Origin of the sequence: Sphingomonas sp. So64.6b, from assembly GCF_014171475.1 — a bacterium.
GTDB classification, from domain to species: Bacteria; Pseudomonadota; Alphaproteobacteria; order Sphingomonadales; family Sphingomonadaceae; genus Sphingomonas; species Sphingomonas alpina_A.
In genome coordinates, this window is record NZ_CP048817.1 from 3,196,690 (window position 1) to 3,221,589 (window position 24,900).

At 66.2% G+C, this 24,900-nt stretch carries 25 protein-coding genes; 12 read left to right on the forward strand and 13 right to left on the reverse strand.

All coding sequences use genetic code 11. The features are described from left to right. The first annotated feature begins 30 nt into the window (after positions 1-30). The 3 genes from G4G27_RS15395 (at position 31) to G4G27_RS15405 (ending at position 2,751) form a co-directional block, all read left to right on the forward strand. Positions 31-1,047 carry an ATP-dependent DNA ligase gene (locus G4G27_RS15395; protein WP_202049586.1) on the forward strand — a complete coding sequence of 339 codons (1,017 nt, stop codon included), beginning with the start codon at positions 31-33 and terminating at the stop codon, positions 1,045-1,047. Between the two features lie 67 nt (positions 1,048-1,114). Beyond that, on the forward strand, positions 1,115-1,879 hold the full coding sequence (locus tag G4G27_RS15400; RefSeq protein WP_183109471.1) for a histidine phosphatase family protein: 765 nt from the start codon (positions 1,115-1,117) through the stop codon (positions 1,877-1,879). Further along, on the forward strand, positions 1,843-2,751 hold the full coding sequence (locus G4G27_RS15405) for an NAD(P)H-hydrate dehydratase (protein ID WP_244624359.1): 909 nt from the start codon (positions 1,843-1,845) through the stop codon (positions 2,749-2,751). Before G4G27_RS15400 ends, G4G27_RS15405 begins: the two co-directional genes overlap by 37 nt. A gap of 35 nt (positions 2,752-2,786) precedes the next feature. On the opposite strand, the gene G4G27_RS15410 is transcribed toward G4G27_RS15405, so the two are convergent. Next, positions 2,787-3,395, reverse strand: a complete 609-nt coding sequence (locus tag G4G27_RS15410) for an alpha-ketoglutarate-dependent dioxygenase AlkB (protein WP_183109472.1) — start codon at positions 3,393-3,395, stop codon at positions 2,787-2,789. Positions 3,396-3,398: 3 nt separating this feature from the next. Continuing rightward, the gene (locus G4G27_RS15415; protein WP_183109473.1) at positions 3,399-4,025 is read right to left on the reverse strand and encodes a YbhB/YbcL family Raf kinase inhibitor-like protein; all 627 of its coding nucleotides are present in this window, start codon (positions 4,023-4,025) and stop codon (positions 3,399-3,401) included. Positions 4,026-4,100: 75 nt separating this feature from the next. Between G4G27_RS15415 and xth the strand changes: the two genes are divergently transcribed. After that, positions 4,101-4,874, forward strand: a complete 774-nt coding sequence (xth, locus tag G4G27_RS15420; protein WP_183109474.1) for an exodeoxyribonuclease III — start codon at positions 4,101-4,103, stop codon at positions 4,872-4,874. Between the two features lie 8 nt (positions 4,875-4,882). Here the strand turns inward: xth and G4G27_RS15425 are convergent, their stop codons facing one another. Next, entirely contained in the window at positions 4,883-5,350 is a 468-nt protein-coding gene (locus tag G4G27_RS15425; protein ID WP_183109475.1) for a hypothetical protein, read from the reverse strand. Between the two features lie 141 nt (positions 5,351-5,491). Here G4G27_RS15425 and G4G27_RS15430 point away from each other — a divergent pair, with 141 nt between their 5' ends. After that, a complete protein-coding gene (locus G4G27_RS15430; RefSeq protein WP_183109476.1) occupies positions 5,492-6,238 on the forward strand; it encodes an alpha/beta hydrolase-fold protein in 747 nt (248 codons plus the stop codon). A gap of 18 nt (positions 6,239-6,256) precedes the next feature. Here the strand turns inward: G4G27_RS15430 and G4G27_RS15435 are convergent, their stop codons facing one another. Together G4G27_RS15435 and G4G27_RS15440 are read right to left on the reverse strand one after the other, a co-directional pair. Then, positions 6,257-6,727 carry a hypothetical protein gene (locus tag G4G27_RS15435; protein WP_183109477.1) on the reverse strand — a complete coding sequence of 157 codons (471 nt, stop codon included), beginning with the start codon at positions 6,725-6,727 and terminating at the stop codon, positions 6,257-6,259. Between the two features lie 73 nt (positions 6,728-6,800). Further along, on the reverse strand, positions 6,801-7,712 hold the full coding sequence (locus G4G27_RS15440) for a LysR family transcriptional regulator (RefSeq protein WP_183109478.1): 912 nt from the start codon (positions 7,710-7,712) through the stop codon (positions 6,801-6,803). A 131-nt stretch (positions 7,713-7,843) separates the two neighbouring features. Here G4G27_RS15440 and gstA point away from each other — a divergent pair, with 131 nt between their 5' ends. Together gstA and G4G27_RS15450 are read left to right on the forward strand one after the other, a co-directional pair. After that, positions 7,844-8,470, forward strand: coding sequence for a glutathione transferase GstA (gene gstA, locus G4G27_RS15445; protein WP_183109479.1), 627 nt, complete (start codon positions 7,844-7,846; stop codon positions 8,468-8,470). Next, entirely contained in the window at positions 8,467-8,796 is a 330-nt protein-coding gene (locus tag G4G27_RS15450) for a multidrug efflux SMR transporter (protein ID WP_183109480.1), read from the forward strand. The genes gstA and G4G27_RS15450 overlap by 4 nt, the downstream gene beginning before the upstream one ends. 13 nt (positions 8,797-8,809) lie before the next feature. Here G4G27_RS15450 and G4G27_RS15455 read toward each other — a convergent pair whose 3' ends face one another. After that, positions 8,810-9,664 (reverse strand): GNAT family N-acetyltransferase, encoded by an 855-nt coding sequence (locus G4G27_RS15455; protein WP_183109481.1) that lies wholly within the window; start codon positions 9,662-9,664, stop codon positions 8,810-8,812. A gap of 178 nt (positions 9,665-9,842) precedes the next feature. Here G4G27_RS15455 and G4G27_RS15460 point away from each other — a divergent pair, with 178 nt between their 5' ends. The 5 genes from G4G27_RS15460 (at position 9,843) to G4G27_RS15480 (ending at position 15,674) form a co-directional block, all read left to right on the forward strand. After that, positions 9,843-10,310, forward strand: a complete 468-nt coding sequence (locus G4G27_RS15460) for a hypothetical protein (RefSeq protein ID WP_183109482.1) — start codon at positions 9,843-9,845, stop codon at positions 10,308-10,310. Between the two features lie 99 nt (positions 10,311-10,409). Then, on the forward strand, positions 10,410-12,509 hold the full coding sequence (locus G4G27_RS15465) for a catalase (RefSeq protein WP_183109483.1): 2,100 nt from the start codon (positions 10,410-10,412) through the stop codon (positions 12,507-12,509). A gap of 32 nt (positions 12,510-12,541) precedes the next feature. Next, positions 12,542-12,787: a UvrB/UvrC motif-containing protein gene (locus G4G27_RS15470; protein ID WP_244624360.1), complete on the forward strand. Its 246-nt coding sequence runs from the start codon at positions 12,542-12,544 to the stop codon at positions 12,785-12,787. A gap of 279 nt (positions 12,788-13,066) precedes the next feature. Next, positions 13,067-13,255, forward strand: a complete 189-nt coding sequence (locus tag G4G27_RS15475) for a hypothetical protein (protein WP_183109485.1) — start codon at positions 13,067-13,069, stop codon at positions 13,253-13,255. 115 nt (positions 13,256-13,370) lie between these two features. Continuing rightward, positions 13,371-15,674, forward strand: coding sequence for a PAS domain-containing sensor histidine kinase (locus tag G4G27_RS15480; RefSeq protein WP_244624718.1), 2,304 nt, complete (start codon positions 13,371-13,373; stop codon positions 15,672-15,674). Between the two features lie 107 nt (positions 15,675-15,781). Here the strand turns inward: G4G27_RS15480 and G4G27_RS15485 are convergent, their stop codons facing one another. From G4G27_RS15485 to G4G27_RS15515, 7 genes are all read right to left on the reverse strand, one after another. Further along, entirely contained in the window at positions 15,782-16,201 is a 420-nt protein-coding gene (locus G4G27_RS15485; protein ID WP_183109487.1) for an Ohr family peroxiredoxin, read from the reverse strand. Positions 16,202-16,311: 110 nt separating this feature from the next. Next, on the reverse strand, positions 16,312-16,698 hold the full coding sequence (locus tag G4G27_RS15490) for a PilZ domain-containing protein (RefSeq protein ID WP_183109488.1): 387 nt from the start codon (positions 16,696-16,698) through the stop codon (positions 16,312-16,314). A 70-nt stretch (positions 16,699-16,768) separates the two neighbouring features. Then, positions 16,769-18,094: an L-serine ammonia-lyase gene (locus G4G27_RS15495; RefSeq protein WP_244624719.1), complete on the reverse strand. Its 1,326-nt coding sequence runs from the start codon at positions 18,092-18,094 to the stop codon at positions 16,769-16,771. Between the two features lie 164 nt (positions 18,095-18,258). After that, positions 18,259-19,200, reverse strand: a complete 942-nt coding sequence (locus G4G27_RS15500; RefSeq protein WP_202049587.1) for a cation diffusion facilitator family transporter — start codon at positions 19,198-19,200, stop codon at positions 18,259-18,261. Beyond that, positions 19,200-22,445: a CusA/CzcA family heavy metal efflux RND transporter gene (locus tag G4G27_RS15505; RefSeq protein ID WP_183109491.1), complete on the reverse strand. Its 3,246-nt coding sequence runs from the start codon at positions 22,443-22,445 to the stop codon at positions 19,200-19,202. The genes G4G27_RS15500 and G4G27_RS15505 overlap by 1 nt, the downstream gene beginning before the upstream one ends. A 2-nt stretch (positions 22,446-22,447) precedes the next feature. Then, positions 22,448-23,599: an efflux RND transporter periplasmic adaptor subunit gene (locus tag G4G27_RS15510; RefSeq protein WP_183109492.1), complete on the reverse strand. Its 1,152-nt coding sequence runs from the start codon at positions 23,597-23,599 to the stop codon at positions 22,448-22,450. Then, on the reverse strand, positions 23,596-24,870 hold the full coding sequence (locus tag G4G27_RS15515; protein WP_183109493.1) for a TolC family protein: 1,275 nt from the start codon (positions 24,868-24,870) through the stop codon (positions 23,596-23,598). The genes G4G27_RS15510 and G4G27_RS15515 overlap by 4 nt, the downstream gene beginning before the upstream one ends. Positions 24,871-24,900 lie beyond the last annotated feature (30 nt).

Here is a 24,900-nt window from a genome sequence, read left to right on the forward strand (position 1 = left end):
CGCGAGTCTCCTGTTCCGGTACGCCCGCGCATGATCGGCGCGCCCTTCGCGCCGATGGAAGCAAAGCTCGTCGCCCAGCTGCCAGGCGGTCCGGGCTGGCAGTACGAACCCAAATGGGACGGCTTTCGCGCGATCGTGGTGCGCGACGGTGAAGAGGTCGCGCTCTGGTCGAAGTCGGGCAAGCCGTTGCAGCGCTATTTTCCGGAACTGGTCGCGGCATTTGCCGCTTGCCGGACATCCCGCTTCATCATCGATGGGGAGATCATCCTGTCGATCGGCAATGTCCTCTCGTTCGACGCCCTGCAGGCGCGGCTGCATCCCGCGCCGAGCCGTATCGCACGATTGTCGCGCGAGACGCCGGCGCAATTCATGGCTTTCGACTTGCTCGGCCAGGGCCAGCGCGATTTGCTCGCCCTGCCCCTCGACCGACGCCGCGCCGCCCTGGAGACATTCCACCGCGCGATCGACACCGACATGCTGCGCCTTTCTCCCGCCAGCTGCGACATCGTTCGGGCACGCGCCTGGCTCGCCACCGCCGGCGGTGCACTGGACGGGGTCATCGCCAAGCCGCTCGACCAGCCTTACCGCCCCGGCGAGCGCGCAATGTTCAAGGTCAAGCAGTTGCGCACGGCGGACTGCGTGGTCGGCGGGTTCCGCCGCACAGCCGACGGCACCGGCATCGCCTCGCTGCTGCTCGGGCTCTACGATACGGCGGGCGAGCTCAACCATGTCGGCTTCGTGTCCGGTCTGGCCGCTGCCGATCGCCCCCGCTTGCTCGACAAGCTCGAACCTTTGGTCGAGCAGCCGGGCTTCACCGGCAAGGCGCCGGGCGGCCCAAGCCGGTGGAACCAGGGCAAATCGGCCGAATGGTGTCCGCTCAGGGCGGAATGCGTGGTCGAGGTGATTTACGATCAGGTCACCGGCGACCGTTTCCGCCATGCCACCCGCCTCCATCGCTGGCGGCCCGACAAACGACCGGACCAATGCACCAGGGATCAGCTCGAACGGGAATTGTGCCCGTCGGAACTCGACGCGATCCTGCCATGACGCCGCTGTCGGCCGCGCGGAACGATATCCGGGGGGAACACCAGCCTCGCATCCCGGTTATCCCATCATGAACCGCTGGCCCGAAACACTATGGGTAATTCGCCATGGGCAGAGTGCCGGCAATGTCGCGCGCGATGCCGCACATGAAGCGAAGCTCGATCGCATCGCGCTCACTGGCCGCGACGTCGATGTACCGCTCAGTCAACTCGGCGAAGAACAATCGCGCGCGCTGGGCCGCTGGTTTGCAGCGATGCCATCCGGTGAACGGCCCAATGTCGTGCTCGTGTCACCCTATGTCCGCGCGATACGCACCGCCGAACTGATCCGCGAAGCCGGCGGGACGGAGGAAACCGACGACCCCCTGTGCAGCGATGAGCGTCTGCGTGAAAAAGAGTTCGGCGTGCTCGACGGCCTGACCACGCCCGGTGTCGCGAAGATCATGCCCGACCAGGCCGAATTCCGCCGGATCCTGGGCAAATTCTACCATCGCCCGCCAGGCGGGGAGAGCTGGTGCGACGTGATCCTGCGCCTGCGCTCGCTGCTCGACACGATTTCATTGCATCATTCCGGACACCGCGTGGCGATCGTCGCGCATCAGGTCGTCGTGCTGTGCTTGCGCTACATCATCGAAAATCTCGACGAGGCGACGATCCTGGCCATCGACCGCGACGGCGATGTGGCGAATTGCGCGGTCACCGAATATCACCTCGATCCATCGGCCGGAAAGCGTGGCGCGCTCGCCCTTGCCCGCTATAATTATACCGTACCGGTCGAACAGGAGGCAGTGCCGGTGACGTGCGCGGACGACCCGCCGGTGGCGGCGCGCGGATGACGCCGATCGACGCTTCCTGGCGCGCCGCCCACCCGCTGCCGGCAATCGGCGATGGCCTCGACAAGAATGCGCGCGGCAAGGTGTTGCTGGTCGGCGGCTCCGCCTTCGTGCCCGGCGCGTTGCGGCTCACCGGCGAAGCGGCCCTGCGCGCCGGCGCCGGCAAGGTGCAGCTCGCGACGATCGACACCGCGGCGATCGCGCTCGGCATCGCCTTTCCGGAAGCGGCCGTGATCGCGCTACCCGCCGACAAGCATGGTGAGATCGCGGCGGAGGCGCACAAGCGCATCGAACCGAGGCTCGACTCTTGCGATACCCTGGTCATCGGCCCGGGCATGATGCCGCGGCCCCATACCGCCATGCTGGTGAAAGCGTTGCTGGCAAGGCACGGGCCCGACGCATCGACCTTGCTCGACGCAGGCGCGCTGACCGCGATGCACGGCGAGGAGGATGCGATCCGCTCGCTCGCCGGGCAGATCGTGATGACTCCTCACCCGGGCGAGCTTGCCGCACTTACCGGCTTCGACAAGAGTCGGATCGAGCGCGACCCTGAAGCGGCCGTGTGCGTCGCCGCCGCCCGGTTCGGCGCGGTCATCGCGCTCAAATCGACCGAGACGCTAATCGCCGACGGTGCCGGCGGCCTGCTCCGCTATGCCGGCGGCTCACCAGGTCTCGGCACCGCCGGATCGGGCGATGTGCTTGCCGGCATCATCGCCGGCCTGCTTGCACGCGGCGCTACGCCGCTCGTCGCGACGGCCTGGGGCGTCTGGCTGCATGGCGAAGCCGGTGCGCTGCTCAGCAGAAAGATGGGATCGCTGGGATTCCTCGCGCGCGATCTCGCCGCTTTTGTTCCGGCGCTGATGGATCAAGGCTGATCGCCGCGTCGGCCTTCCGCCACATGAGGCGGCGGCTATTTCGCCCTGCTCAGCGTCTTTAACCCCTTTGCCGACAGGCTGCGGAACGTCACCGACCAGCGCCGCACGTCCATCTCGACGATGCTATGCTCCCAGTTATGTCGCGCCTCTCCGCTCAGATGATAGATCGAGCGCGGCGCCAGCGGCAGCGCGGCGCGCTCGAACCCGCCCGCCACGCGGCGGCGCAGGCGCAGGGTGGCGGGCGTCTCGAGTGAGATACCGACGACATGCTCGAACACCGGCCGGTCGCGGTGCCAGCCGATCCCCGCGCCGGGATCGTAACGCACGATCAAAGCCTGGACGAGATCCTCCGCCGCTAGTCCTGCAAAGCGCGCCGCACGGTCGCGCAACGGTAAAAGGAAATCCGGGATCGGCTCGGTCGGGCCGAAACTCGCATCGTCGAAATCATACCGCCAGCCGAATGACGTAGTGAGCCGTTTGCCGAGCCAGCCCTGGAAACGGAACGGCGTCACCGCGATCCCCTCCAGCCGCGCGATCAACGCCCGCTCTTCCGCCGCGTCGATGATATCATCGGCATGGCGCAGCCCCGGCGGCAACGCGACCGGCGGGGCTTTACCGAACAGGTCGGTCTGGACCCCGCGCATCGCCTATGCGGGAACCGCCGCGCCGAAATCACCACGCGACACCGGTGCCTGTTCGCCGCGCGAATAGGTTCCGGTGAGCAGGCCGGTGCCCAGGACATTACCCTTGATCGCGTCAAGGATCGCAGCCCGCCCGGGGCTCGGCACCATCACCGGCGTTTCCGACAATGCGAACAGCTGGAACACATAATCATGCGCGCCGTGCCCGGTCGGCGGATCGGGCGGCAACCAACCTTCACTGAAATAACTGTTGCGCCCAACATCGTGCCCGTCGGCGTCACCTTCCCCATCGGGGATGATCGCGCCCTCGGCCAAGCGCCGCTCTTGCGGTGCGATGCCCCACATGATCGCATGGACCAGTGGATTGGGCGTCGGCGCATCGGGATCCTCGACCACCAAAGCAAGGCACACCGTGCCCGCAGGCACGTCGCCCCACACCAACGGCGGCGAGACGCCCTCACCATCGGCGGTGAAACGTTCGGGCAGGCGCGCGCCATTGGCAAAGGCCGGGCTCGACAAGTCGATCTCGGCGCCCGGATTACCCAGTTCGGGTTCGACGCAAAGCAATTTGGCGTGGCCGGCGCGGACGTTGCGCATCAGGCTTCCCAGCCATCCCGGTACATGTTCGAGCATCGCTCTGGTCCTTTATGCGTTGTCTTGCCTGAACAACCCGCGAGCGGCGCGAGGTTTCCACGCCGGGCCATCCAGATGAAGATAGCGACCTATAATGTGAACGGCGTCAATGGCCGCCTCGCCGTATTGTTGCGCTGGCTGGCCGAGGCCAGGCCGGACGTCGTCTGCTTGCAGGAATTGAAGGCGCCGGATGAGAAATTCCCCGAAGCCGCGATCGCCGATGCCGGATACGAAGCGATCTGGCATGGCCAGAAAAGCTGGAACGGCGTCGCGATCCTCAGCCGTATCGGCATGCCGGTCGAAACACGGCGCGGCCTGCCCGGCGGCGAGGACGATACGCACAGCCGTTATATCGAGGCGGCGGTCAACGGCGTGCTGATCGCCGGCCTTTACTTGCCCAATGGCAACCCCCGGCCCGGTCCCAAATTCGACTACAAGATCGGCTGGTTCGAACGGCTCATAGCCCATGCCGCAGACCTGATCGCGACCAAGATGCCGGTGATCATCGCCGGCGACTTCAACGTCATGCCGACCGAGCGCGATATCTACAAACCCGAGCGCTGGATCGACGATGCACTGTTCGCGCCCGAGGTCCGCGAGGCCTTCTTCCGCCTGACCGATCAGGGCTGGACCGACGCGTTGCGCACCATGCATCCGGACGAGACGATCTATACCTTCTGGGATTATTTCCGGAACGCGTACGGGCGCAATGCGGGTCTCCGCCTTGATCATCTCCTGCTCAGCCCGGCCATCGCCGATCGCCTCGTCACTGCCCAGGTCGACCGCCATGTCCGGGGCTGGGAAAAGACCAGCGACCATGCCCCGGTGTGGATCGAACTGGCGGATTGAACGCGGCATCACCGCCGGAAATCGAGACGCCCGCCGGGCCACATCCCGTCGATCCGGCGATCGTCGATATGTCGCCCGACCCATGGCTGAACAATCTCCGGCGATGACAGGTTGATATATTTGCCCGTCATTCGGCCATCGTTTTCGTATCGCGCGTCGATCAGGCCGCGGCGCGCGCCATCGTGCCAGTCGAACGACAGGAAGATGCGATCACCGACCCGGCGTGCTTCGCCGCTGCCCGGTTTCCATTGGTCGGCGCTGTCTCCCGGGATCGCCGGATCGGCTCCGCCATTCCAGCGACTTGACCATCGCCCCTCGATCGAGGCGGGCGCCTCGTCATCCGTCGCCCAGGGCGCGGCATTCGCATCGGACGCGCCGCCATCAAGCGACGCGGTCGCGGCGAAGGCGATGACATCCTCGCCATCCGGGTCCGGCACGTCCATCACGCCGAACGGGTTTCTCATTTCCATGGTCATCGATCATCTCCTGTCCGCCAGGGTCTAGGCGATGGCGGCGCACCCTCCGCCCCGCTTCTTCCGGTCAAAACGACCCACATCGCCCGGCCAGATCGGCTTGCCGCTGGTTGCAATCGGCAAGCGCCACGATACGCTGCCGCGATGAGCCTCGATCGTCGCGCGGCACTCGCCCGCATCGCAACTGCCCTGTCGGCGCTGATCCTGATCGCGGCGCCAGCTTGCGCTCAGTCACGCCAGGGCCATGCCGCCGGCTTCGATTATGAGGAAGTCGTGCTTGGCGATCCGGCGACCCCGGGCATGCCGCTAATCATCGCGCTGCATTATTCGGGCGGCACGCCGCGTGAATCGCTCGCGAATTACGACGCGCTGGGCGCACCGGTGCGGATCGTTGCGCCGCGCGGCACGCATCGAAAGCGCGACGGCTTTTCCTATTATCCACCGGATTATTACGCGCTCGACCCCGCCGAACAGCTTCGCATCGCGCGTGAGACGGAAGGACGGGTTGCCGCGTTCGTGGCCGGCATGGCCAAACTGCATGGCGTGAAACCGGTCGTCACCGGTATCTCGCAGGGCGGCGACTTGTCGCTCCTGCTCGCGCTCTACCATCCGGACCTGATCGTCGCCGCCCTGCCCTTCGCTGCGGTGCTCCGTCCCGAGGTCGCGCAGGCCGGCATGGCCTATGGCAAAGCCGCCCCACCGATCCACATGTTCCAGGGCGAGGCCGACGAGATCGTCCTTGTCGCCGAGACGCGCCGTCAGGTCGCCGTGCTGGCGAAGCACGCGCCGGTCACGCTCAAGACCTATCCCGGCCTCGGCCATGATATCTCGCCCGCAATGAAAGCCGATTATACAGCGCTGCTCGACAAATTGCTCGCGAACCGACGCTGAATCGCCTGCCCTGACGCACTATCGCCGCCGGCAGGTCAGCCGGTCGCCCAGAGTCGGCGCGGCGCCATCGCGCGCGATCAGCCAGTCGATCTGCAGCGTGCCCGCCACGCGGTTGAGCGTATAGACGAATTGCTCCTCCGGCTTCGTTGAATCGGGTCGGCTCCAGGTCAGTGTGTCGCCGATCCATCCTGCCGACACATACCAGCGCATGCCGCTGTCATTGGCGATCGCCGCGCGAAACGGCGGCGCGCCTTTGGTCGACGTCCATATTTCCAGCGCATGGTAGATATTGGGCGCACTGTCATCGTGTCGCACGATCAGCGCCCGGCTCGCCGCGTCGCGCCTGATGTCGAGCACCGACGCGATCTTCTTGCCGCTCTTCACGAAATATCCGTCGCAGGTCCAGCCGCCGACCAGCGCATCAAATCCGTCGCCGGTCGGGGCTTGCGCGGCTGCCGCCAGGCTCCAGCCTAACGCCAACATAGTCATGCAACGCGCTGCCTTGATCATTTGCTGTAATCCTTCGCTGAAAAATCGCCCCGGTAAATCCGGCTCGCGATCGTCAATCCGCCGCCTGCCGCCCCTCGAACAGATCGCGATCCCGTGCCAGCCCCTCACCGACCAGATCGAAAAACGCCCGTACCCGCGCCGTGCCCTTGAGGTCGGCATGCGTCACGATCCACAATTCCCCCACCAAATCGGCGATCGGCTCAGCCAGCGCGCGAACCACGCCGTCATCACCATCGCCGAGATAACAGGGCAGCAGCGCGACCCCCATGCCGGCGCGCGCCGCGACGAGCTGATTGACCAGGCTGTTGGTACGATAGACGAAGGCGTCGTCCGATATCCGTCGTGCCAGCCAGTCGGCCGCCATGATCCCGCTTGCCGTCTCCTCCCAGCCGATCATTGCCTGCCGATCAAGCGCCGCCGGATCGGCGATCGTACCATGCGTCGCAAGCCAGGCCGGCGCGGCATAAAGACTCCAGGCAATCCCGGCGAGCTTGCGCCCCCACAGCTCGTCTTCCCTGGGCCGGATCGGGCGCAGCGCGATATCCGCCTCGCGCCGCGACAGGCTGAGCACGCGATTGTCGATCGCCAGTTCGACGACGATCCCGGGATGATGTTGCCGGAACGCGGCGAGGTGACCAGTCAGCCGGCTAAAGGCAAGCGTCTCCGACGAGGTGACGCGCAGCCGTCCGGTCAACAGATGATCGCGCCCGGCGATATCGCGGTCGAGCGCCAGCGCTTCGTCCTCCATTCGCTCGGCCGCCACGGCCATACGCTCTCCGGCCAGGGTCGGTTGATAGAGACCACCGGGCAGTCGTTCGAACACCCGCGCACCAAGCCGCGCCTCGATCGCATTGAGCCGGCGAAACGCGGTCGAATGATCGATGCCCAGCGCCTTTGCCGCCGCCGTCAGCCCCCCGGCGCGATGCACCGCAAGGACGAGTTGCAGGTCGTTCCAATCCTTCATGTCCGCTCGATATCACATATGACGTTTGCAATCATGCAAGCGCCATTGGCACAATCCCAATGTGCATTGCAGCGTGGCCAATCTTAAATCCTGCCTCGAGGCGCTGTCGCCGCACCATCGAGGATGAACTCATGAAGCTCTATCATGCCGTTGGGACCTGCTCACTCTCGCCGCACATCGTCGCGCGCGAAGCTGGGATTCCGCTTGATCTCGAACGCGTCGATATCCGCCAGACCCCGCACCGGACCGAGACAGGTGCCGATTTCACCACGCTCCACGCCAATGGTTATGTCCCCGCGCTGCTGCTTGATGACGGGTCGCTGCTCACCGAAGGCACGGCGATCGTGCAATATCTCGCCGACCTGAAACCCGGGTCCGGGCTTGCGCCGCCGGCTGGCACGCCGGCGCGCTATCGCCTGCAATCCTGGCTCAACTTCATCGCGACCGAACTGCACAAGATGTACAGCCCGTGGCTGTTTCACCCCGAATATGGCGCGCAGGCGCAGGAGGTCGCGCGCGGCAAGATCGCCGAGCGGCTCGCCTATATCGACCGCCATCTCGCGGCGTCGGGCCCATTCCTGCTCGGCGAAACCTTCACTGCCGCCGATGCCTATCTCTTCGCCATTGCCAGCTGGTCGCCCTTCGCCAAAGTCGACCTTTCTCCCTTCCCCCATCTGCGCGACTTTCTCGACCGGGTTGGCGCACGACCAGCGGTGCGCGAAGCGATGCGTGCGGAAGGCATGCAGATAGCGGCATGAGTCCGGGAATCGCCTGGATCCTGCTTGGTGTCGCCGGGCTGCTCGATGTCGCCTGGGCGGTGGCGATGAAATATGCCGATGGTTACACTCGCCCCGGCTGGAGCCTGCTTTCCTTCGCGCTGCTTGCCGGCTTCGTTTATCTGCTCGGTCGCACGCTCACGGTACTGCCGGTCGGCACGGCCTATGCCGTGTGGACCGGCATCGGCGCGACCGGCACCGCCTTGCTTGGCATCTGGCTGTTCGGGGAATCGCTCAACCCGTGGCGTATCGCCGGCATCGCGCTGGTGCTGGCCGGCATCGTCCTGCTCAAACTCGCGCCGGCCTGACGGCACGCAATGGCTAACCCCGGAAAGCATCGCCCGCCCGGGTAAAGCGATAGCTCGCCTGTTCGAACCCCAGTTTGCGGAAAAATGCGTGCGCGTTGCGGATCGCGATATCGCTCACCGCCTCGACCAGCGCGCAGCCCTGCTTGGTCAGCGCGGCCTGTGCGGCATCGACCAACAGTCGCCCGACGCCCTGCCGCTGCTCGTTCCGGGAAACGAGGATGAGCGAGAGGCGGCCAATCCTGCCCGATTGGAGCGTCGTGAAGGCGGACCCGACGACCACGCCGATCACCCCGTCACGATCGGCGACCAGGATCACCGCTTTGGCCCGTAGCGCCTCGGTGATCCGCGCGCCGATAACCTCACTGTCGTCCGCGCCACCGATCAGAGCTGCGATCGCATCGGCATCGTTCTTTGTCGCCTTGCGGATCGCCAGCGTGGGTTCGGGCGATGGTGGAGGCGGGGCAGCAGGTGCTGGCTCGGGCTTTTCCCTCGGCTCTGGTGTGGCGGGAGCCGTACGCCTTCCCGCCCGGCGCGGCCGGATGGCGGGCTCGGGCTGGGGTATGGTTTCCGCTTCGGGCTTCGACGCAGGCTTCCGCGCGATCGGCCGGGCCGGTGTGGCATCGACCGACGCCCCCCATGCCGAAAGCTCCCCCTTACGCAGGAACGCGGCAATCTCCTCGCCCGTCGCGGTCAACCCTTTCGCACCAAAGCCGAGGACCTGCTTGCCTGCCGAATCGCTCAGGCCGTAACGCCCATAATCGCCCACACCCGGCTTGCGCCGTCGCGACTTGACCAGCTTGAAGCCGCGATGCCGCGCCATCTCGCGCAGCGTCTCGTCCTCTTCCTTCGCTCGATCCGGATCGGCCATCCCGCAGCAACCGATCAGGGTGGATATAGTTCAGCCGTCGCCCCCCGGTGTACCGGCTCGCCGGCACACCGGCCCCGTGCGAGGTCGAATTATCTGGCGCGAGACGATTTCTCGCGCCCATTCGCCATCGGCCTGCGTTAAGGTGCCTTGCCCCGATCCCGGACGGCGGAGTCCCGACATGCCCGATCCCTTTTCGTCCTGGCTTCGCTTGACCTCGATCTGGGCCGACACGTCGCGCACCGGCCTGCGCGCGATGGAGACGCTCGCCGCTTCCAATAGCGTCGTGGAGCGTCGCACCGGCATGATCGACACGGCGATGCGCAATCCGCTGGCCGGCGACTATGCCGAATTCTCCCGCATGGTTCCGGAAAAGGTCGACGCCTTTTCGAAATCGGGCCTGGCGATGGCCAATGAATTCTGGTCGATGCAGACCGCGTTGCTGACCGAGGTGCAGGCTTTTTGGGGCATGGCGCTGCGCGGCCGCGCGCCGACCCTGGCCGAGATGAGCAGTGCCGGCTGGCGCGCGACCAACTATGCGCTGAGCACCGCGGAACGTGGCGCAAACCTCGGCGCGCTCGGCCTTGCGCCGATCCATCAACAGGCGACCGCCAATGCGCGCCGGCTCAAGCGGAAAAAATCGCCCTGATCGCCAAATTCTGCCTGATCGAAAGCAAGTTGGTTTGAAAATGCGGACCTAAGGATGCGCCTTGGTGGTTGACCGGGCAAATCCAAAGGGAGCTGCACCATGGCCACCAAGAGCAACGTCAAATCCGATACGATCAAGCCAGGCAATGGCGATGAGACCCATCAGCAGGCGGGCGACGAAGCGGCGACGGGCCTGACCACCAATCAGGGCATCCGCGTCTCGGACAATCAGAACCAGCTCAAGGCCGGCGCGCGCGGCCCGGTGCTGCTCGAAGATTTCGTGCTGCGCGAAAAGATCTTCCATTTCGATCATGAGCGCATCCCGGAGCGCATCGTCCATGCCCGTGGCTCGGCCGCGCATGGCTATTTTGAACTGTATGAAAGCCTGACCGACATCACCAAGGCGGATCTGTTCCAGCGCGCCGGTGAAAAGACGCCGCTGTTCACGCGCTTCTCGACCGTCGCGGGCGGTGCCGGGTCGGTCGATACGCCGCGCGACGTGCGTGGCTTCGCGGTCAAATTCTACACCCGGGAAGGCAATTGGGATCTGGTCGGCAACAATATCCCGGTGTTCTTCATCCAGGACGCGATGAAATTCCCCGACCTGGTCCATTCGGTGAAGATGGAGGCGCAGACCGGCTATCCCCAGGCCGCCTCGGCGCACGATACCTTCTGGGATTTCATCGGCCTGATGCCGGAAGCGACGCACATGATCATGTGGGCGATGTCCGATCGCACCATCCCGCGCTCGCTGCGCACGATGGAGGGATTCGGCGTCCACACCTTCCGGCTGGTCAACGCCAAGGGCAAATCGACCTTCGTCAAATTCCACTGGAAACCCAAACAGGGCGTACAATCGACCTGCTGGGATGAAGCGGTGAAGATCGCCGGTGCCGATCCCGATTTCCACCGCCGCGACCTGTTCGAGGCGATCGATCGCGGCGACTTCCCCGAATGGGAATTGGGCATCCAGGCGTTCGACCAGGATTTCGCCGACAGTCTGCCCTTCGACGTGCTCGACCCGACCAAGATCATCCCGGAAGAAGTGCTGCCGGTGCGACTGATCGGGCGCATGGTGCTCGATCGTTATCCCGACAATTTCTTCGCGGAGACCGAACAGGTCGCCTATTGCCCCGGGAATATCGTGCCGGGGGTCGATTTCACCAACGATCCGCTGCTGCAGGGCCGGCTCTTCTCCTATCTCGATACGCAGAAATCGCGGCTCGGCACGGCCAATTTCCATCAGCTGCCGATCAATGCGCCGAAATGTCCGGTGATGAACTTCCAGCGCGACGGGCAGATGCAAATGGCGGTGCCCAAGGGCCGCGCCAATTACGAGCCCAACAGCCTGGCCGAAGCGGGCGAGGAAGGCGGCCCGCGCGAATGCCCGATGACCGGTTTCGCGACCTTCCCCGGACGCGACGCCGATGACGAACAGGGCGACAAGCTGCGCATCCGCCCCGACAGCTTTGCCGACCATTATAGCCAGGCACGGCTGTTTTTCCGGTCGCTCGCTACGCCGGAACAGGCGCATCTCGCCTCGGCGCTGGTCTTTGAACTGTCCAAGGTCGGCCTCGAACACGTCCGCACGCGGATGCTGTCCAACCTGGTCAATGTCGATCCCGACCTCGCGAAACGCGTCGCCACCGGCCTCAACATGCCGCTGCCCAAGGCGTCCAAAGCGGCGAAGCCGGCGCAGGATCTCGAACCTTCCCCCGCGCTGCGCATCGTCGAAGGACCACGTGCGCCGCAGGACATCGCCGGCCGGTCGATCGCCGTGCTCGTCGCCGACGGTTCGGATGCGAAGGTCGTGGCGAGCATGACCAAGGCGATCACGGATGCCGGCGCCCGCGCAGTGATCGTCGCCCCGCGCGTCGGCGGCGCGAAACTGTCCGACGGGTCGTTGCTCAAGGCCGATGCACAGCTTGCCGGTTATCCGTCGGTCCTCGCCGACGCGATCGTCGTCGCGCTCTCGGACGAGGGTACCGCGGCCTTGCTCCAGGAAGCGGCGGCAGTGCAGTTCGTGATGGATGCGTTCGGCCATCTCAAGGCGATTGGCCACACAGGCGAAGCGCAGCCCTTGCTCGACAAGGCCGGCGTCGTGCCGGACGAAGGCGTCGTGCCGCTCGATAAGGGCTTCACCGCCGCCGCGGCCAAGCGTTATTGGGCACGCGAGCCGGGCGTGCGCGCGCTGGCCTGATGGTCGATCCGGCAGAGGAGCTGCGGCAACGAATGGAAGCCGCCGCCGCAGCTCTCGACTTCGAGGAAGCACGCCGCCTGCGCGACAAGCTCAATCTACTGCGCGGCGGCGCTTTGCTGGATGATGTGTCGGACATCGACACATCGGGTATCGCGCGCCAGCAACCCGGCGCGATGGGCCTCGGCACCAGTCAACAGCGCATGACCCCGCCGCCCGGCTGGACGCCGCCGAAAAAGCCCGACCCGATGACGCGAAATACGCGGCGCAAACGGCCCTGACCTCACTTGTTTCAAGTCGACTAAACACAGCAAAAAACACGAAGGTTTTCGTGCATCCAAATCGGCGATTGTGTGTTCTGCGCCTCGGTAATCACACCGGCGGGAGAGGGAACATGTCCGACGACACGACCCAAAGCTCACCGCAATATGCCTCTCGCATCGCGATGAGTGACGATTACGAGGTCCACCGGGGCAACCGACGCGTCTGACGTTTCGGGTTGGGGAGCACAGCCACCGGATCTTATCTTTACCGATTGATCATCGAACAGGGGAGCCGACATGACGAAAATCACCGACCGCGCACCCGTTGATCGCGTCTATCACCGCCGCCGTGCCGGTGAAGCGCAATCGATGGCCGATGCGGCAACAGAACCCAATATCCGCCGCGTGCATCAAATGATGGCGGACATGCACAATGATCGCGCATTGTCGGACGAAGCTCCCGGCCTGAAGCGGGTTCGCGAATGAGCGATGCCGCCATATTGGTTCCGGCCGGCGCATTGCACCTGCTCGCAACCTCTGGACTAATCGTTCGGCAAGTGATCCATATGCGCATGGCCTTGATCCGCGCCGACATGTGACGATGGACCCGCTGTCGGAAAGCGCATCGGGCGCCAGCGAATTCAACCTCATCGCCGATTCCGCGCCAGTGCCGATGTGGGTGACGCGGCTCGATCGGCGGCGCAGCTTCGTCAATCGCGCCTATGTCGATTTCCTCGGCGTTTCCTATGCCGAAGCGGTGGATTTCGACTGGCGCCTGATCCTCCATCCCGACGATCAACAGCGCATCGTCGCCGAATCGATCGCCGGCGAGGCATCGCTCAAGACCTTCACACTCGATGCGCGCTATCGGCGTTGCGACGGCGAATGGCGCTGGCTCCATTCGGTGTCGCAACCGCGCTACGACGCGAACGGCGCACAGATCGGGTTCATCGGCGTCGCGCATGACATCACTCAGGCCAAGCAAGCCGAACAGGCGCTGCGTCAGCGCGAACGGCAATTGTCCGCGCTGATCGACCAGACCAGCGCCGGCTTCGCCCAGGTCGGACTCGACGGCATCTTCACCCTGGTCAACGACAAATTCTGCGCGATCGTCGGCCGCACCCGCGACGAATTGCTTCGCCTGACCATGCAACAGATCACCCACCCCGACGATCTGCCCGCCAATATACCGATGTTCGAAAAGGCCGTGCGCGACGGCACGCCCTATACTCATGAAAAGCGCTATTTCCGGCCTGACGGATCGATCGTGTGGGTCAATAATTCGGTGACGGTGGTGCGCATGCCCGACGGCACCCCGTTCGGCGTGCTGGCGGTGACGATCGACGTGACCGACCGGCGCGACGCTCGTGATGCGCTCACCGCGCTCAACCAGCGGCTCGAACAGGAAGTCGCCGTCCGCACCGCCGAGCGCGACGGCATGTGGCGGCTGAGCCGCGACCTGTTCCTGGTGATCGGACGGCATCGCCGCATCATCGCGGTAAACCCCGCGGTCGATGCGCTGGGCTATCGGCCGGACGAAGTCGAAGGCCTGCGCATCGACGCCTTCATTCACCCCGAAGATCTGGCCGGGATCGGGCGCGCGATCCGTGCCGCCGCCGCCGCGCCGGTTGGCGATTTCCTCGCCCGGCTGCGCGCGAAGGACGGGTCATGGCGGCATTTCGCCTGGAGCGCGGCCCCCGGCGAGGGCGAGGCGTTCGTCATCGGCCGCGACGTGACGGTGGAGACGCAACGCCGCGATGAACTCGAACTGGCGCAGGAGGCGTTGCGTCAGGCGCAAAAGGTCGAGGCGCTCGGCCAGCTCACCGGCGGCGTGGCGCATGATTTCAACAATCTGCTCACCCCGATCATCGGCAGCCTCGACCTGCTGCAGCGGAGGAATGGCCGTGGTGAGGTTGGGGGCGAGCGCGACGAACGCGAACAGCGCCTGTTGCGCGGCGCGCTCGACGCCGCCGAACGCGCCCGCACCCTGGTTCAGCGCCTGCTCGCCTTTGCCCGCCGCCAGCCGCTTCAGCCCGGACCGATCGACGTCGCCGCGCTGATCGGCGGCATGGCCGGGCTGATCGGAAGCACCGCCGGGTCGCATATCCGGGTGGTGACCGACCTGCCGCCGGACCTGCCGCCGGCGCTGGCCGATGCCAACCAGCTGGAAATGGCGATTCTCAACCTGAGCGTGAATTCACGCGACGCGATGCCCGATGGCGGCACGCTGACTCTGTCCGCCCGCGCACGCACCGTCACCGAGGACGACCGTACGGGCCTGCCGCCCGGCGACTATATCTCGATCTCCGTCTCGGACACCGGGACGGGCATGGACGAAGCGGTCATGGCCCGCGCGATCGAGCCGTTCTTTTCGACCAAAGGCATCGGCAAGGGCACCGGGCTCGGCCTGTCGATGGTCCACGGCCTGGCCTCGCAGCTTGGCGGCACCATGTTGCTGACCAGTGAGCCTGGCCAGGGCACGACCGTCGAACTCGTGCTGCGCACCGCCGAACCGCGCGTCGAACGTCGCGCCGCGGCCCGGCTCGGCCAGGACATGCCGCATGCCGCCGGTCAGGTGCTGTTGGTTGACGACGAAGCCGGTGTACGTCACGCGACCGCCGAGATGCTCAACACATTGGGACTGTCCGTGGTGGAAGCCGAGTCCGCCTGCGAGGCGTTGACCCTGCTCGCGACATCGCGCCCCGACTATATCGTCACCGACCACCTTATGCCCGACATGACCGGCGCCGAACTCGCCGGTGCAGCGCGCACCTTATATCCCGGCATCCGGATCCTGCTGATCTCTGGCTATGCCGATCTCGAAGGCATCCCGCCCGACCTCCACCGCCTGTCCAAGCCGTTCCGGCTCGACGAGCTGGCAGCCAGCATGGCGGCGCTGCACTAAAACTTTCTCACTCCCCTTCCTGCAAGGGAGGGGAGTAGAAGGCTTCATGCGATCGAATTGCGGCAGCCGCAAACCCCCTCTCCCATTTGGGAGAGGGGCTAGCGAGATCAGATCAATACGGTCTCGACATTGATATTGCCATGAACGGCCTTCGAATAGGGGCAAATATTGTGCGCCAGAGCGATCAGTTCCTCGGCGACATCGGTGTCGATGCCGGGGATGCTGACGTTGAGGCGGGCACCGAGGAAATAGCCGCCCTGACCGAGATTCAGGTCGATCTCGGCATCGACCGACGGGTGGACGGGGAGCTTCACCTTTTGCTGCGAGGCGGCGACTTCGATCGCACCGATATAACAGGCCGACCAGGCGGCGCCGAACAGGTTTTCGGCGGCTGGGTGCGGTGCCTTGAACTGGATGTCGAGGAAGCCGTCCTGGCTTTGAGTGCCGCCGTCGCTGTCCGACGCGACCGGGCTCGATGCGGAATCGTTTACCGTACTGCAGCAGGCGGTCGCGACGCTGCGCGACAATCTGCTGCGCGCGCCGAACGAGGGCGGAGAGAAATGAAAGCCACCAGCAGTCGGGAGCTGTGAGAGCGCAGCCCGGCGTGTGCGCCGACCATTATGGTTGGTCTAACCCGCTATCGCGCCATCACGCGGGCGTTATCGGGGCCGTGCCCTTCGACCATCAGGCTGAGACTGCGATCACTGATCGGCCGGTCGAACATCACGCCGAAGCGCTGACCGGCCACCCACATCACGCGCGCCGCGCCCAGATCAATCGTGGCATCCAGTCGACAGGCGGTGCCGGCAGCGGGCGGATTATCCGAATGGACCAGCGCGCCGGAGGTCGACAGGTTGAGCAAGTGAACGCGGCGCACCCCACCCGCGACGTGCAGCGACGCCGTCTGGAAGGTCTTGAGCCGCCGGGCCTTGCGATCCACTGCCCCGGTCTTGATCAATCCGGTCTTGATCACCCCGCATTTTTCCTCGGTCTGGTCCACCGCACCGTAACGCCGATCACCCATTCTGGCTCCCGCAATTGAACGTAAACGCGGCGGTAAGCTTCAAATAATCAGCCAAGGCTATCCGGGCCGCTCAACACTCCACGACATTGACCGCCAGCCCGCCCAGGCTGGTTTCCTTATACTTGGTGCGCATATCCTCGCCGGTCTGGCGCATCGTTTCGATCACCGCGTCGAGCGATACGACATGCGTGCCGTCGCCCTGCAGCGCGAGATGCGCGGCGTTGATCGCCTTGATCGCGCCCATCGCATTGCGTTCGATGCACGGGATCTGCACCAGCCCGCCGATCGGGTCGCAGGTCAGGCCAAGATTATGCTCCATGCCGATCTCGGCGGCATTCTCGACTTGCTCGTTGCTCCCGCCGAGCGCCGCCGCCAGCCCCGCCGCCGCCATCGAACAGGCCACGCCGACTTCGCCCTGGCAGCCCATCTCGGCCGCCGAGATCGAGGCGCGCTTCTTGTACAGCATGCCGATCGCCGCCGCGGTGATCAGCAGCACGCGCTCGCCCTGCTCGGTCGGCGCGTCGGTGAAGCGCTGATAATAACGCAGCACCGCCGGGATCACCCCCGCCGCGCCATTGGTCGGCGCGGTGACGACGCGCCCGCCGGCCGCATTCTCCTCATTCACCGCAAGCGCCCACAGGCTCACCCAGTCGAACACCATCGACGGGTGGACGCGCGGCAATTGTGCGGTCAGCCGGCGGTGAAGCCCGGCCGCGCGGCGCTTCACCTTGAGCCCGCCGGGCAAAATCCCCTCTTGCGCGCTGCCACGCTCGATCGACGCCGCCATCGCCGCGCGAACCGAATCGAGAAACCCGTCCAGTTCGGCCGGCGATCGCCACGACGCCTCGTTGGCGATCAGGATATCGGCGATCGACATGCTCCGCGCCTGGCCGATCTCAAGCAGTTCGGCGGCCGATCCGAAGCCGTAAGGGATGGCGATGTTGAGCAAGGCCGGCGCGGCATCCTCAAGTACGATCACACCGCCGCCGACTGAATACCAGGTCTGGCAGAACTCGACCCCGTCCGCACAACGCGCGCGGAAACGCAGCGCGTTGGGATGACGCGGCAGGAATTCGCCCATCTTGAACAACAAATCGCCAGCCTCGTCGAACGCGATGTCGCGTGTCCCCCCTAGCGCGATCCGCCCGCTCGCCCGGATCCGCGCCACTTCGCTGGTCACCGCATCCGGATCGATCGTGCCCGGATCATGCCCCGCGAGCCCCAGGATCAACGCATGGTCGGTCGCATGCCCCTTGCCGGTCAGCGCGAGCGAGCCATAGATCTCGACCAGCACGCGCTGCACGTCATGGCCGGTCGCCTCGCGCGCAAAGGCGAGCGCCGCGCGCATCGGCCCGACGGTGTGCGAGCTCGACGGCCCGATCCCGATCGTGAACATGTCCGTCACGCTGATCGGCCGGTCGGGTCCGCGCGCGGTCGTATCTGGGCCAGAAAATTCCGGAGACGCCAAAGTCATTCTTCCTGCAAGACGCCGGTCGAACGCCGGCTGTCGAGCCGCTTTAGCCGTGCCTCACCAATATCGCCACCGGTGCCGACAACACTTTACACGACCTGATCAGGCTCGAGCGCGCAGTCACCCTGCGGGTCGGTTTCGATCTGCACCGTCGCATGGTCGATCCCGAACCGCTCCTTCAACGCCGCCGCCAGGTTGGTCGTGAAGACATCGCCGGGATAGCCGCCGGGCACCAGCAGATGGACGGTCAGCGCGGTCTCGGTCGTGCTGATCGGCCAGATATGCAGGTCGTGCAACGACACCACGCCGCCTTGCGCCAACAAAAACGCCTCGACCTCGTCCGCATCAAGCCCCGGCGGGATCGCCTGCAAGCTCATATTGACCGAGTCGCGCAACAACCCCCAAGTGCTCACCCCGATCACCGCGACGATGATCAGGCTCATCACCGGGTCGATCCAGCTCTTGCCGGTCAGGACGATCAACAGCCCGGCAATCACCACGCCGGCCGACACGCCGGCATCGGCCGCCATGTGCAGGAATGCGCCGCGAATGTTGAGGTCGCCCTTGCGCCCGCGCATAAACATCAGCGCGGTGATCGTGTTGATCACGATACCTACACCGGCGACGATCATCACCGTCATGCCGGCGACTGGCGCGGGATCGGCGAAGCGCCGCACCGCCTCCGCTGCGATCACTCCGATCGCGACCAGCAACAGCACCGCATTGGCCAGCGCCGCCAGAATCGACGATCCACGCAGGCCATAGGTATAGCGTCCACGCGGCCGCTTCCGGCTTAGCGCGGCAGCGCCCCAGGCGAGCAGCAGCCCGGCGACATCGCTGAGATTATGTCCGGCATCGGCGATCAGCGCCATCGACTGGGCGACGACGCCATATCCCGCTTCGACTATAACGAAGCCGAGGTTAAGCGCGGTGCCGATCGCGAAGGCGCGTCCGAAACTGGCCGGCGCATGGGCATGACCGGCATGTCCTGCTCCGGGGCCATGGTCGTGGGAAGCATGATCCTCAGCCATCATTCACCTCCCAGCGCTGGCCCGACCGTGCCGACAACGAAGCTGCCTGCGGATCGTTGCCCGATCCCGAGCACGACCCGCGCAATGGCGGGCAAGACCAGCAAGGTCAGCAACGTCGCCGCGACCAGCCCGCCGATCACCACCGTGGCGAGCGGCCGCTGCACCTCCGCGCCGGTGCCCGTGGCGATCGCCATCGGCACGAAACCGATCGCCGGCACCAGCCCGGTCATCAGCACCGGCCTGACCTTGTCGAATATGCCTTCGACGATCGCGCGCGACACTTCGACCCCCGCATCGATCCGCGCGCCGATCGCGCTCATCACCACCAGCCCGTTGAGCACCGCCACCCCGGCAAGGCAGATGAACCCGACCGCCGCCGAGACCGAGAAGGGAATGCCGGTCAGCGCCAGTGTATAAACACCCCCGGCCAGCCCGAGCGGCACGGCGAGGAACACCGCCGCCGCTCGCGCCACGCTGCCCAGCGCCAGATAAAGCAAGCCGAAGATCACCGCGAAACACAGCGGCACGACGATCGCCAGCCGCGCCGACGCCGCTTGCAGATTCTGGAACTGCCCACCCCATTCGAGCCAGGATCCGGTCGGCAGCGCGACACGATCGACTTGCGCCCTGGCCTCGGCAACGAACGACCCGATATCGCGCCCGCGCACATTGGCCTGGATAACCACGCGGCGCTTGCCATTTTCGCGGCTGATCTGGTTCAGCCCCTCGGCAAAGCCGAACCGCGCCACCTCGGCCAGCGGCACAGAGGCGCGTCTTTGCCCGGCCTGTTCGGGCAGCATCACCGGCAAGGCGGCCAGCGCGTCGAGGCTCGCCCGCGTCGCATCGGGCACGCGCACCGTCACCGCGAAACGCCGGTCGCCTTCGAACAACGTGCCCGCCTCGCGCCCGCCCATCGCCGCCGCCACCGTATCGGCGACCTCGGCCACGGTCAGCCCGTAGCGCGCGATCGCCGCGCGATCGAAGCGGATGTCGAGCGTGGGCGATCCGGCAGTCTGTTCCGCCTTCACATCCGCCGCGCCCGGCACCGCTTGCAGCGTGCGCACGATCCTCGCCGCCGCCACACCGAGCTTGTCGAGGTCGTCGCCGTAAAGCTTGATCGCGACATCGCCACGCACCCCGGCGATCAGCTCGTTGAAACGTAGCTGGATCGGCTGGCTGACCTCATAGGCCTGGCCGATCCGCCTTCCCGCCGCGCGCTCGATCCGCTCCAGCACTTGCGCCTTGCTCGTCACCCCGGCCGGCCATTGATCCTGCGGTTTCAGGATGACATAACCGTCGCTGATATTGTGCGGCATCGGGTCGGTCGCGACTTCAGCGGTACCGGTCTTGGAGAACATCTCCGCCACCTCGGGCAGCTGCGTCACCGCGCGCTCGACCCCGCGCTGCATCGCCAGCGACTGGTCGAGCGAGACTGACGGCACGCGCATCGACGCCATCGCGACATTCTTCTCGTCGAGCTGTGGAATGAATTCCTGCCCAAGCAAGGTGAACACGAACAGCGACGAAACGAAAAAGACGAAACCCGCCGCGATGAATGGCCAGGGCCGCGCCACCGCCCGGTCGAGCCACGGCGCATAACCGCGTTTGGTCCGTGCGACGATCCACACTTCCTTCTCCGCCACCCGGCCGCGAATGAGCAAGGCGACCATCGCTGGCACGAACGTCAGCGACAGGATGAACGCCGCGACCAGAGCGAGCATGATGGTGATCGCCATCGGCGCGAAGGTCTTGCCCTCGACCCCGGTGAACATCAGCAGGGGCGCAAAGGCGAGCAGGATGATCGCCTGGCCGAACAAGGTCGGCCGGATCATCTCCTTCGATGCGCGCATCGTTTCCTCGATCCGCTCGCTCAGCGACAATATCCGCCCCTCATGTTCCTGACGCAGCGCGAGCCGGGCGAGGCAATTCTCGATCACGATCACCGCGCCATCAACGATCAGGCCGAAGTCGAGCGCACCAAGGCTCATCAGATTGCCCGGCACATCGAACGCGTTCATGCCGCTCGCCATCATCAGGAACGACAGCGGGATGACCAGCACCGCGATCCCAGCCGCGCGAAAATTGCCGAGCAGCAGGAACAGCGCGACCGCGACAAGCAACGCACCCTCGATCAAGTTGCGCTGCACCGTCGACACCGTCGCATTAACCAGCTTCGATCGGTCGAGCACCGGTTCGACCACCACGCCCGGCGGCAGCGATCTCGCCACCACCGCCAGCCTTTTACCCGCATCGCGCGCGACCACCCGGCTATTCTCGCCGATCAGCATCAGCACCGTGCCGATCACCGCTTCATGCCCGTTGCGGCTCGCCGCGCCGGTCCGCAGTTCGCCGCCGATCGCCACGGTCGCCACGTCCTTGACCGCGACCGGCACCCCACCATGCGTCGCGACGATCGCATCGCCAATCTCGCCGATCGACCGGATTCGCGCATCGGCACGCACCAGAAAGGCCTCGCCACCGCGATTGAAGTAATTCGCCCCGACCGCGAGGTTCGCCGCCTCCAGCGCGCGCGCCAGTTCGGCAAAGGAGATGCCATGCGCCGCCAGCTTCACCGCATCGGGTTCGACCACATATTGCTTTTCATAACCGCCGATCGAATCGATCCCTGCGACACCGGGCACGCTGCGCAGTTGCGGGCGGATGATCCAGTCCTGCACGGTGCGCAGATACGCCGCCTGCGACACCGCATCGGTCAGCCGGTCGCCTTCGGGCGTCAGGTAACTGCCATCGCTCTGCCGCCCCGGCTTGCCATCGGCGGCTTTCGTCCCGCGCCCCCCGCGATCGGCATAATCGACCGTGTACATCAACACTTCGCCAAGCCCGGTGGTGACCGGCCCGATCTGCGGCTGCACGCCCTCGGGCAAGGTGTCGCGCACTTGGGTCAGCCGCTCGCCGACCTGCGCGCGGGCGAAATACAAATCGGTCGAATCGCTGAAGATTGCGGTCACCTGGGCAAAGCCGTTGCGCGACAGTGAGCGGGTCGATTCCAGCCCCGGAATACCGGCCAGCGCGGTTTCGATCGGGAAGGTCACGCGCTTCTCGATCTCGACCGGCGACAGGCCGCGATCGAGGACATTGATCTGCACCTGATTGTTGGTGATGTCGGGTACCGCGTCGATCGGCAGCCGGCCAAGCTGCCACAGCCCCACCCCCGCCACTGCGATGAAGAACAACAGCACCGCCCAACGAGCCCGGATCGACAGCGCCATAAGGGTCGCGATCATGACTATTCCTCCTCGCCCGCGCCCTTGGCCAGTTCGGCCTTGAGCAGGAATGCATTGCCAGTCGCGATCACCTCGCCGGGGCGCAGGCCAGTGGCGATCTCGATCCGTCCCGCGCTGCGCTGTCCGATGGTCACCGGCCGCGCGCGAAAACCGCTGCCTGTGCGCACGAACACCATGTCGCGCCCGCCGAGCGATTGAACCGCCTCCTCCGCCACGACGATGCGCGTCGATGTCGCACCCCGCGCCGGCTTCAGCCGGACCCGCACCGATTGGCCCGGCTGCAGCGCGCTGCCCACGACGTCGATCACGGCGGTCGCCGCGCGCGTTTCGCCGTTCAGGGTCGGCGTCACCGCGCGCACCTGCGCGGCGATGGTGCGTCCGCCGGGCAGCTCGATCACCACCGCGTCGCCCGCCGCGACACGCGGCGCATCGGCCGCGCCAAGCGCCGCTTCGACCTGGATCAGGCGCGGGTCGGCGACGCGAAACAGCTCGGTCTCGGCCTGCACGAACGCGCCGAGGCTGATGCCGGTCGCGGTCACCCGCCCGGCGATCGGGCTGGTCACGATCACGCCGCGTCCGTCACGCGTCACATTGGCCGCACGGCCCGAGACAAAAGCGCGTCGCGCCTCGGCCCGCGCCGCCGCCGCATCGGCCTCGGCACGTTCGAGATCGACCCGCGCCGACACTTTCTGATCGTGCAGATAGCGTTCGCGCGCCAGATTGCGCTCGGCCAGCGTCGCCCGTGCCGCAGCGGTCGATCGGTCGGCGGCGATCTGCGCCGCCTCACGGCTTTCGACAATCGCGAGTGCCTCACCCGCCCGCACCGGATCGCCGAGCCGTTTGAACAGCCGCGTCACCGCGCCACTGGCACGCGCGGTAACCAAAGCCTCGCCATTGGGCGCGGCGGTGACCATCGCCTGCGCGACGATTTCCGCCCCCAGTCCGCCACCCGCCAACTTTTCGGTGACGATCCCCGCCTCGGTCATCGCCGCCGCCGTCATCGCGACGCTATCCGCCGGCGCTGCCTCGACCGCTTTGTCGATCGCGGGCGCTCCGACTGGTGCGGTGCAACGCGCAACGCCGAAACCGCCCGCCGCGGCAACAAGAAGTGCGGCAGCCACGCCGCCGGCCAGGCGCTTGTCCTGTGTGATCATCGATCGTCTCCGGTGAATTGGGGCGCGGGGGCGGTCAGCCGCCTCAGCCGCGCCTCGGCATCATGATAGGCGGCAAGCGCATGGATCGCCGCGCCGCGTGTTTCGATCAGCGTCCGTTCGGCCTCGAGCAGATCGAGCTGGCCGAACTTGCCCTGGCCGTATCCGATCCGCGCGATCCGCGCCGCCTCGGTCGCGGCGGCGAGCGCAGGTCCGCCCGCCGCTCGCGCATCGAGCGCGGCATTGTCGCGCTCCGCCTCGGCCGACGCGATCGTCCGCTCCGCCTCACCCAGCGTCAAGCGACGCTCGGCATCGGCGCGGTCGCGCTCGGCCCGCGCCTGGTCGACCGCCGCCGTGCCATTGTTGAACAACGGGATCGGGATCGACACGCCGAACACCGCCGCCATGTCGTTGCTCGCCGCCAGCCGTCGCGCGCCGGCGCTGAGCGTGATGTCGGGCACCCGCTGCGACCGGGCGAGCCGGACTTGCGCGTCGGCGGCATCGAACTCCGCGACCGCCGACGCTCGTGCCAATGTCGCATTGAGGCGCGCCGGCCGGGTTGGACCATCGTCACCGACCCGGTCGAACCAGTCGAGGTCGAGCGGCTCGGCGATCGTCCGGCCGACCAGCCGTGCCAGCGTCTCGCGCGTCACCGCCGCCGATCGCCGCGCGCGCGCCAATGCGGTCGCGGCATTGATGCGCAGCACATCGGCGCGCTGCTCGTCGATCGGCGAGGTCGCGCCGACCTGCACCCGGTCATGTGCCACGCGCAGCCCTTCCGCCGCGATCTCCGCCTGCGCATCCGCCACGCCGAGCCGCCGCTCGGCCGCGACCGCCTCGATATAGGCCTGAGTCACGCGCAACCGCAGATTGCCCAAAGCGACCGCCGCGGCGATCCGCGCGCGCACCGACCGCGCATCGGCCACCGCGATCCGCGCCGACCTCTTGCCGCCAAGTTCGACCGGCAGGTCCACACCCACCGTCGTCTCCGCGCTCGACAGCCCGCGATAGGCGCCGCTGCCGACGAGATTCTCCGCCTCGACCCGCAGTGAGGGATTGGGGCGCAGCCCGGCAACCACGCGACCTGCCTCGGCCGCCCTGATCCCCGCCTCACCCATTTCGGCCACCGGCGAAGCGGCCCCCGCCTCAATCAGCGCCTGGTCGAGCGTGAAAGGATCGCCGGCGCCAACCGACATGGGGACCGGCATGTGTTGCGCCTGCACGGAACCCGCACAGCACGCGACGGCCAGCACGGCCGCGATGAAACGATACATTTGGAAAAGACTCCCGACGAATAGGACACC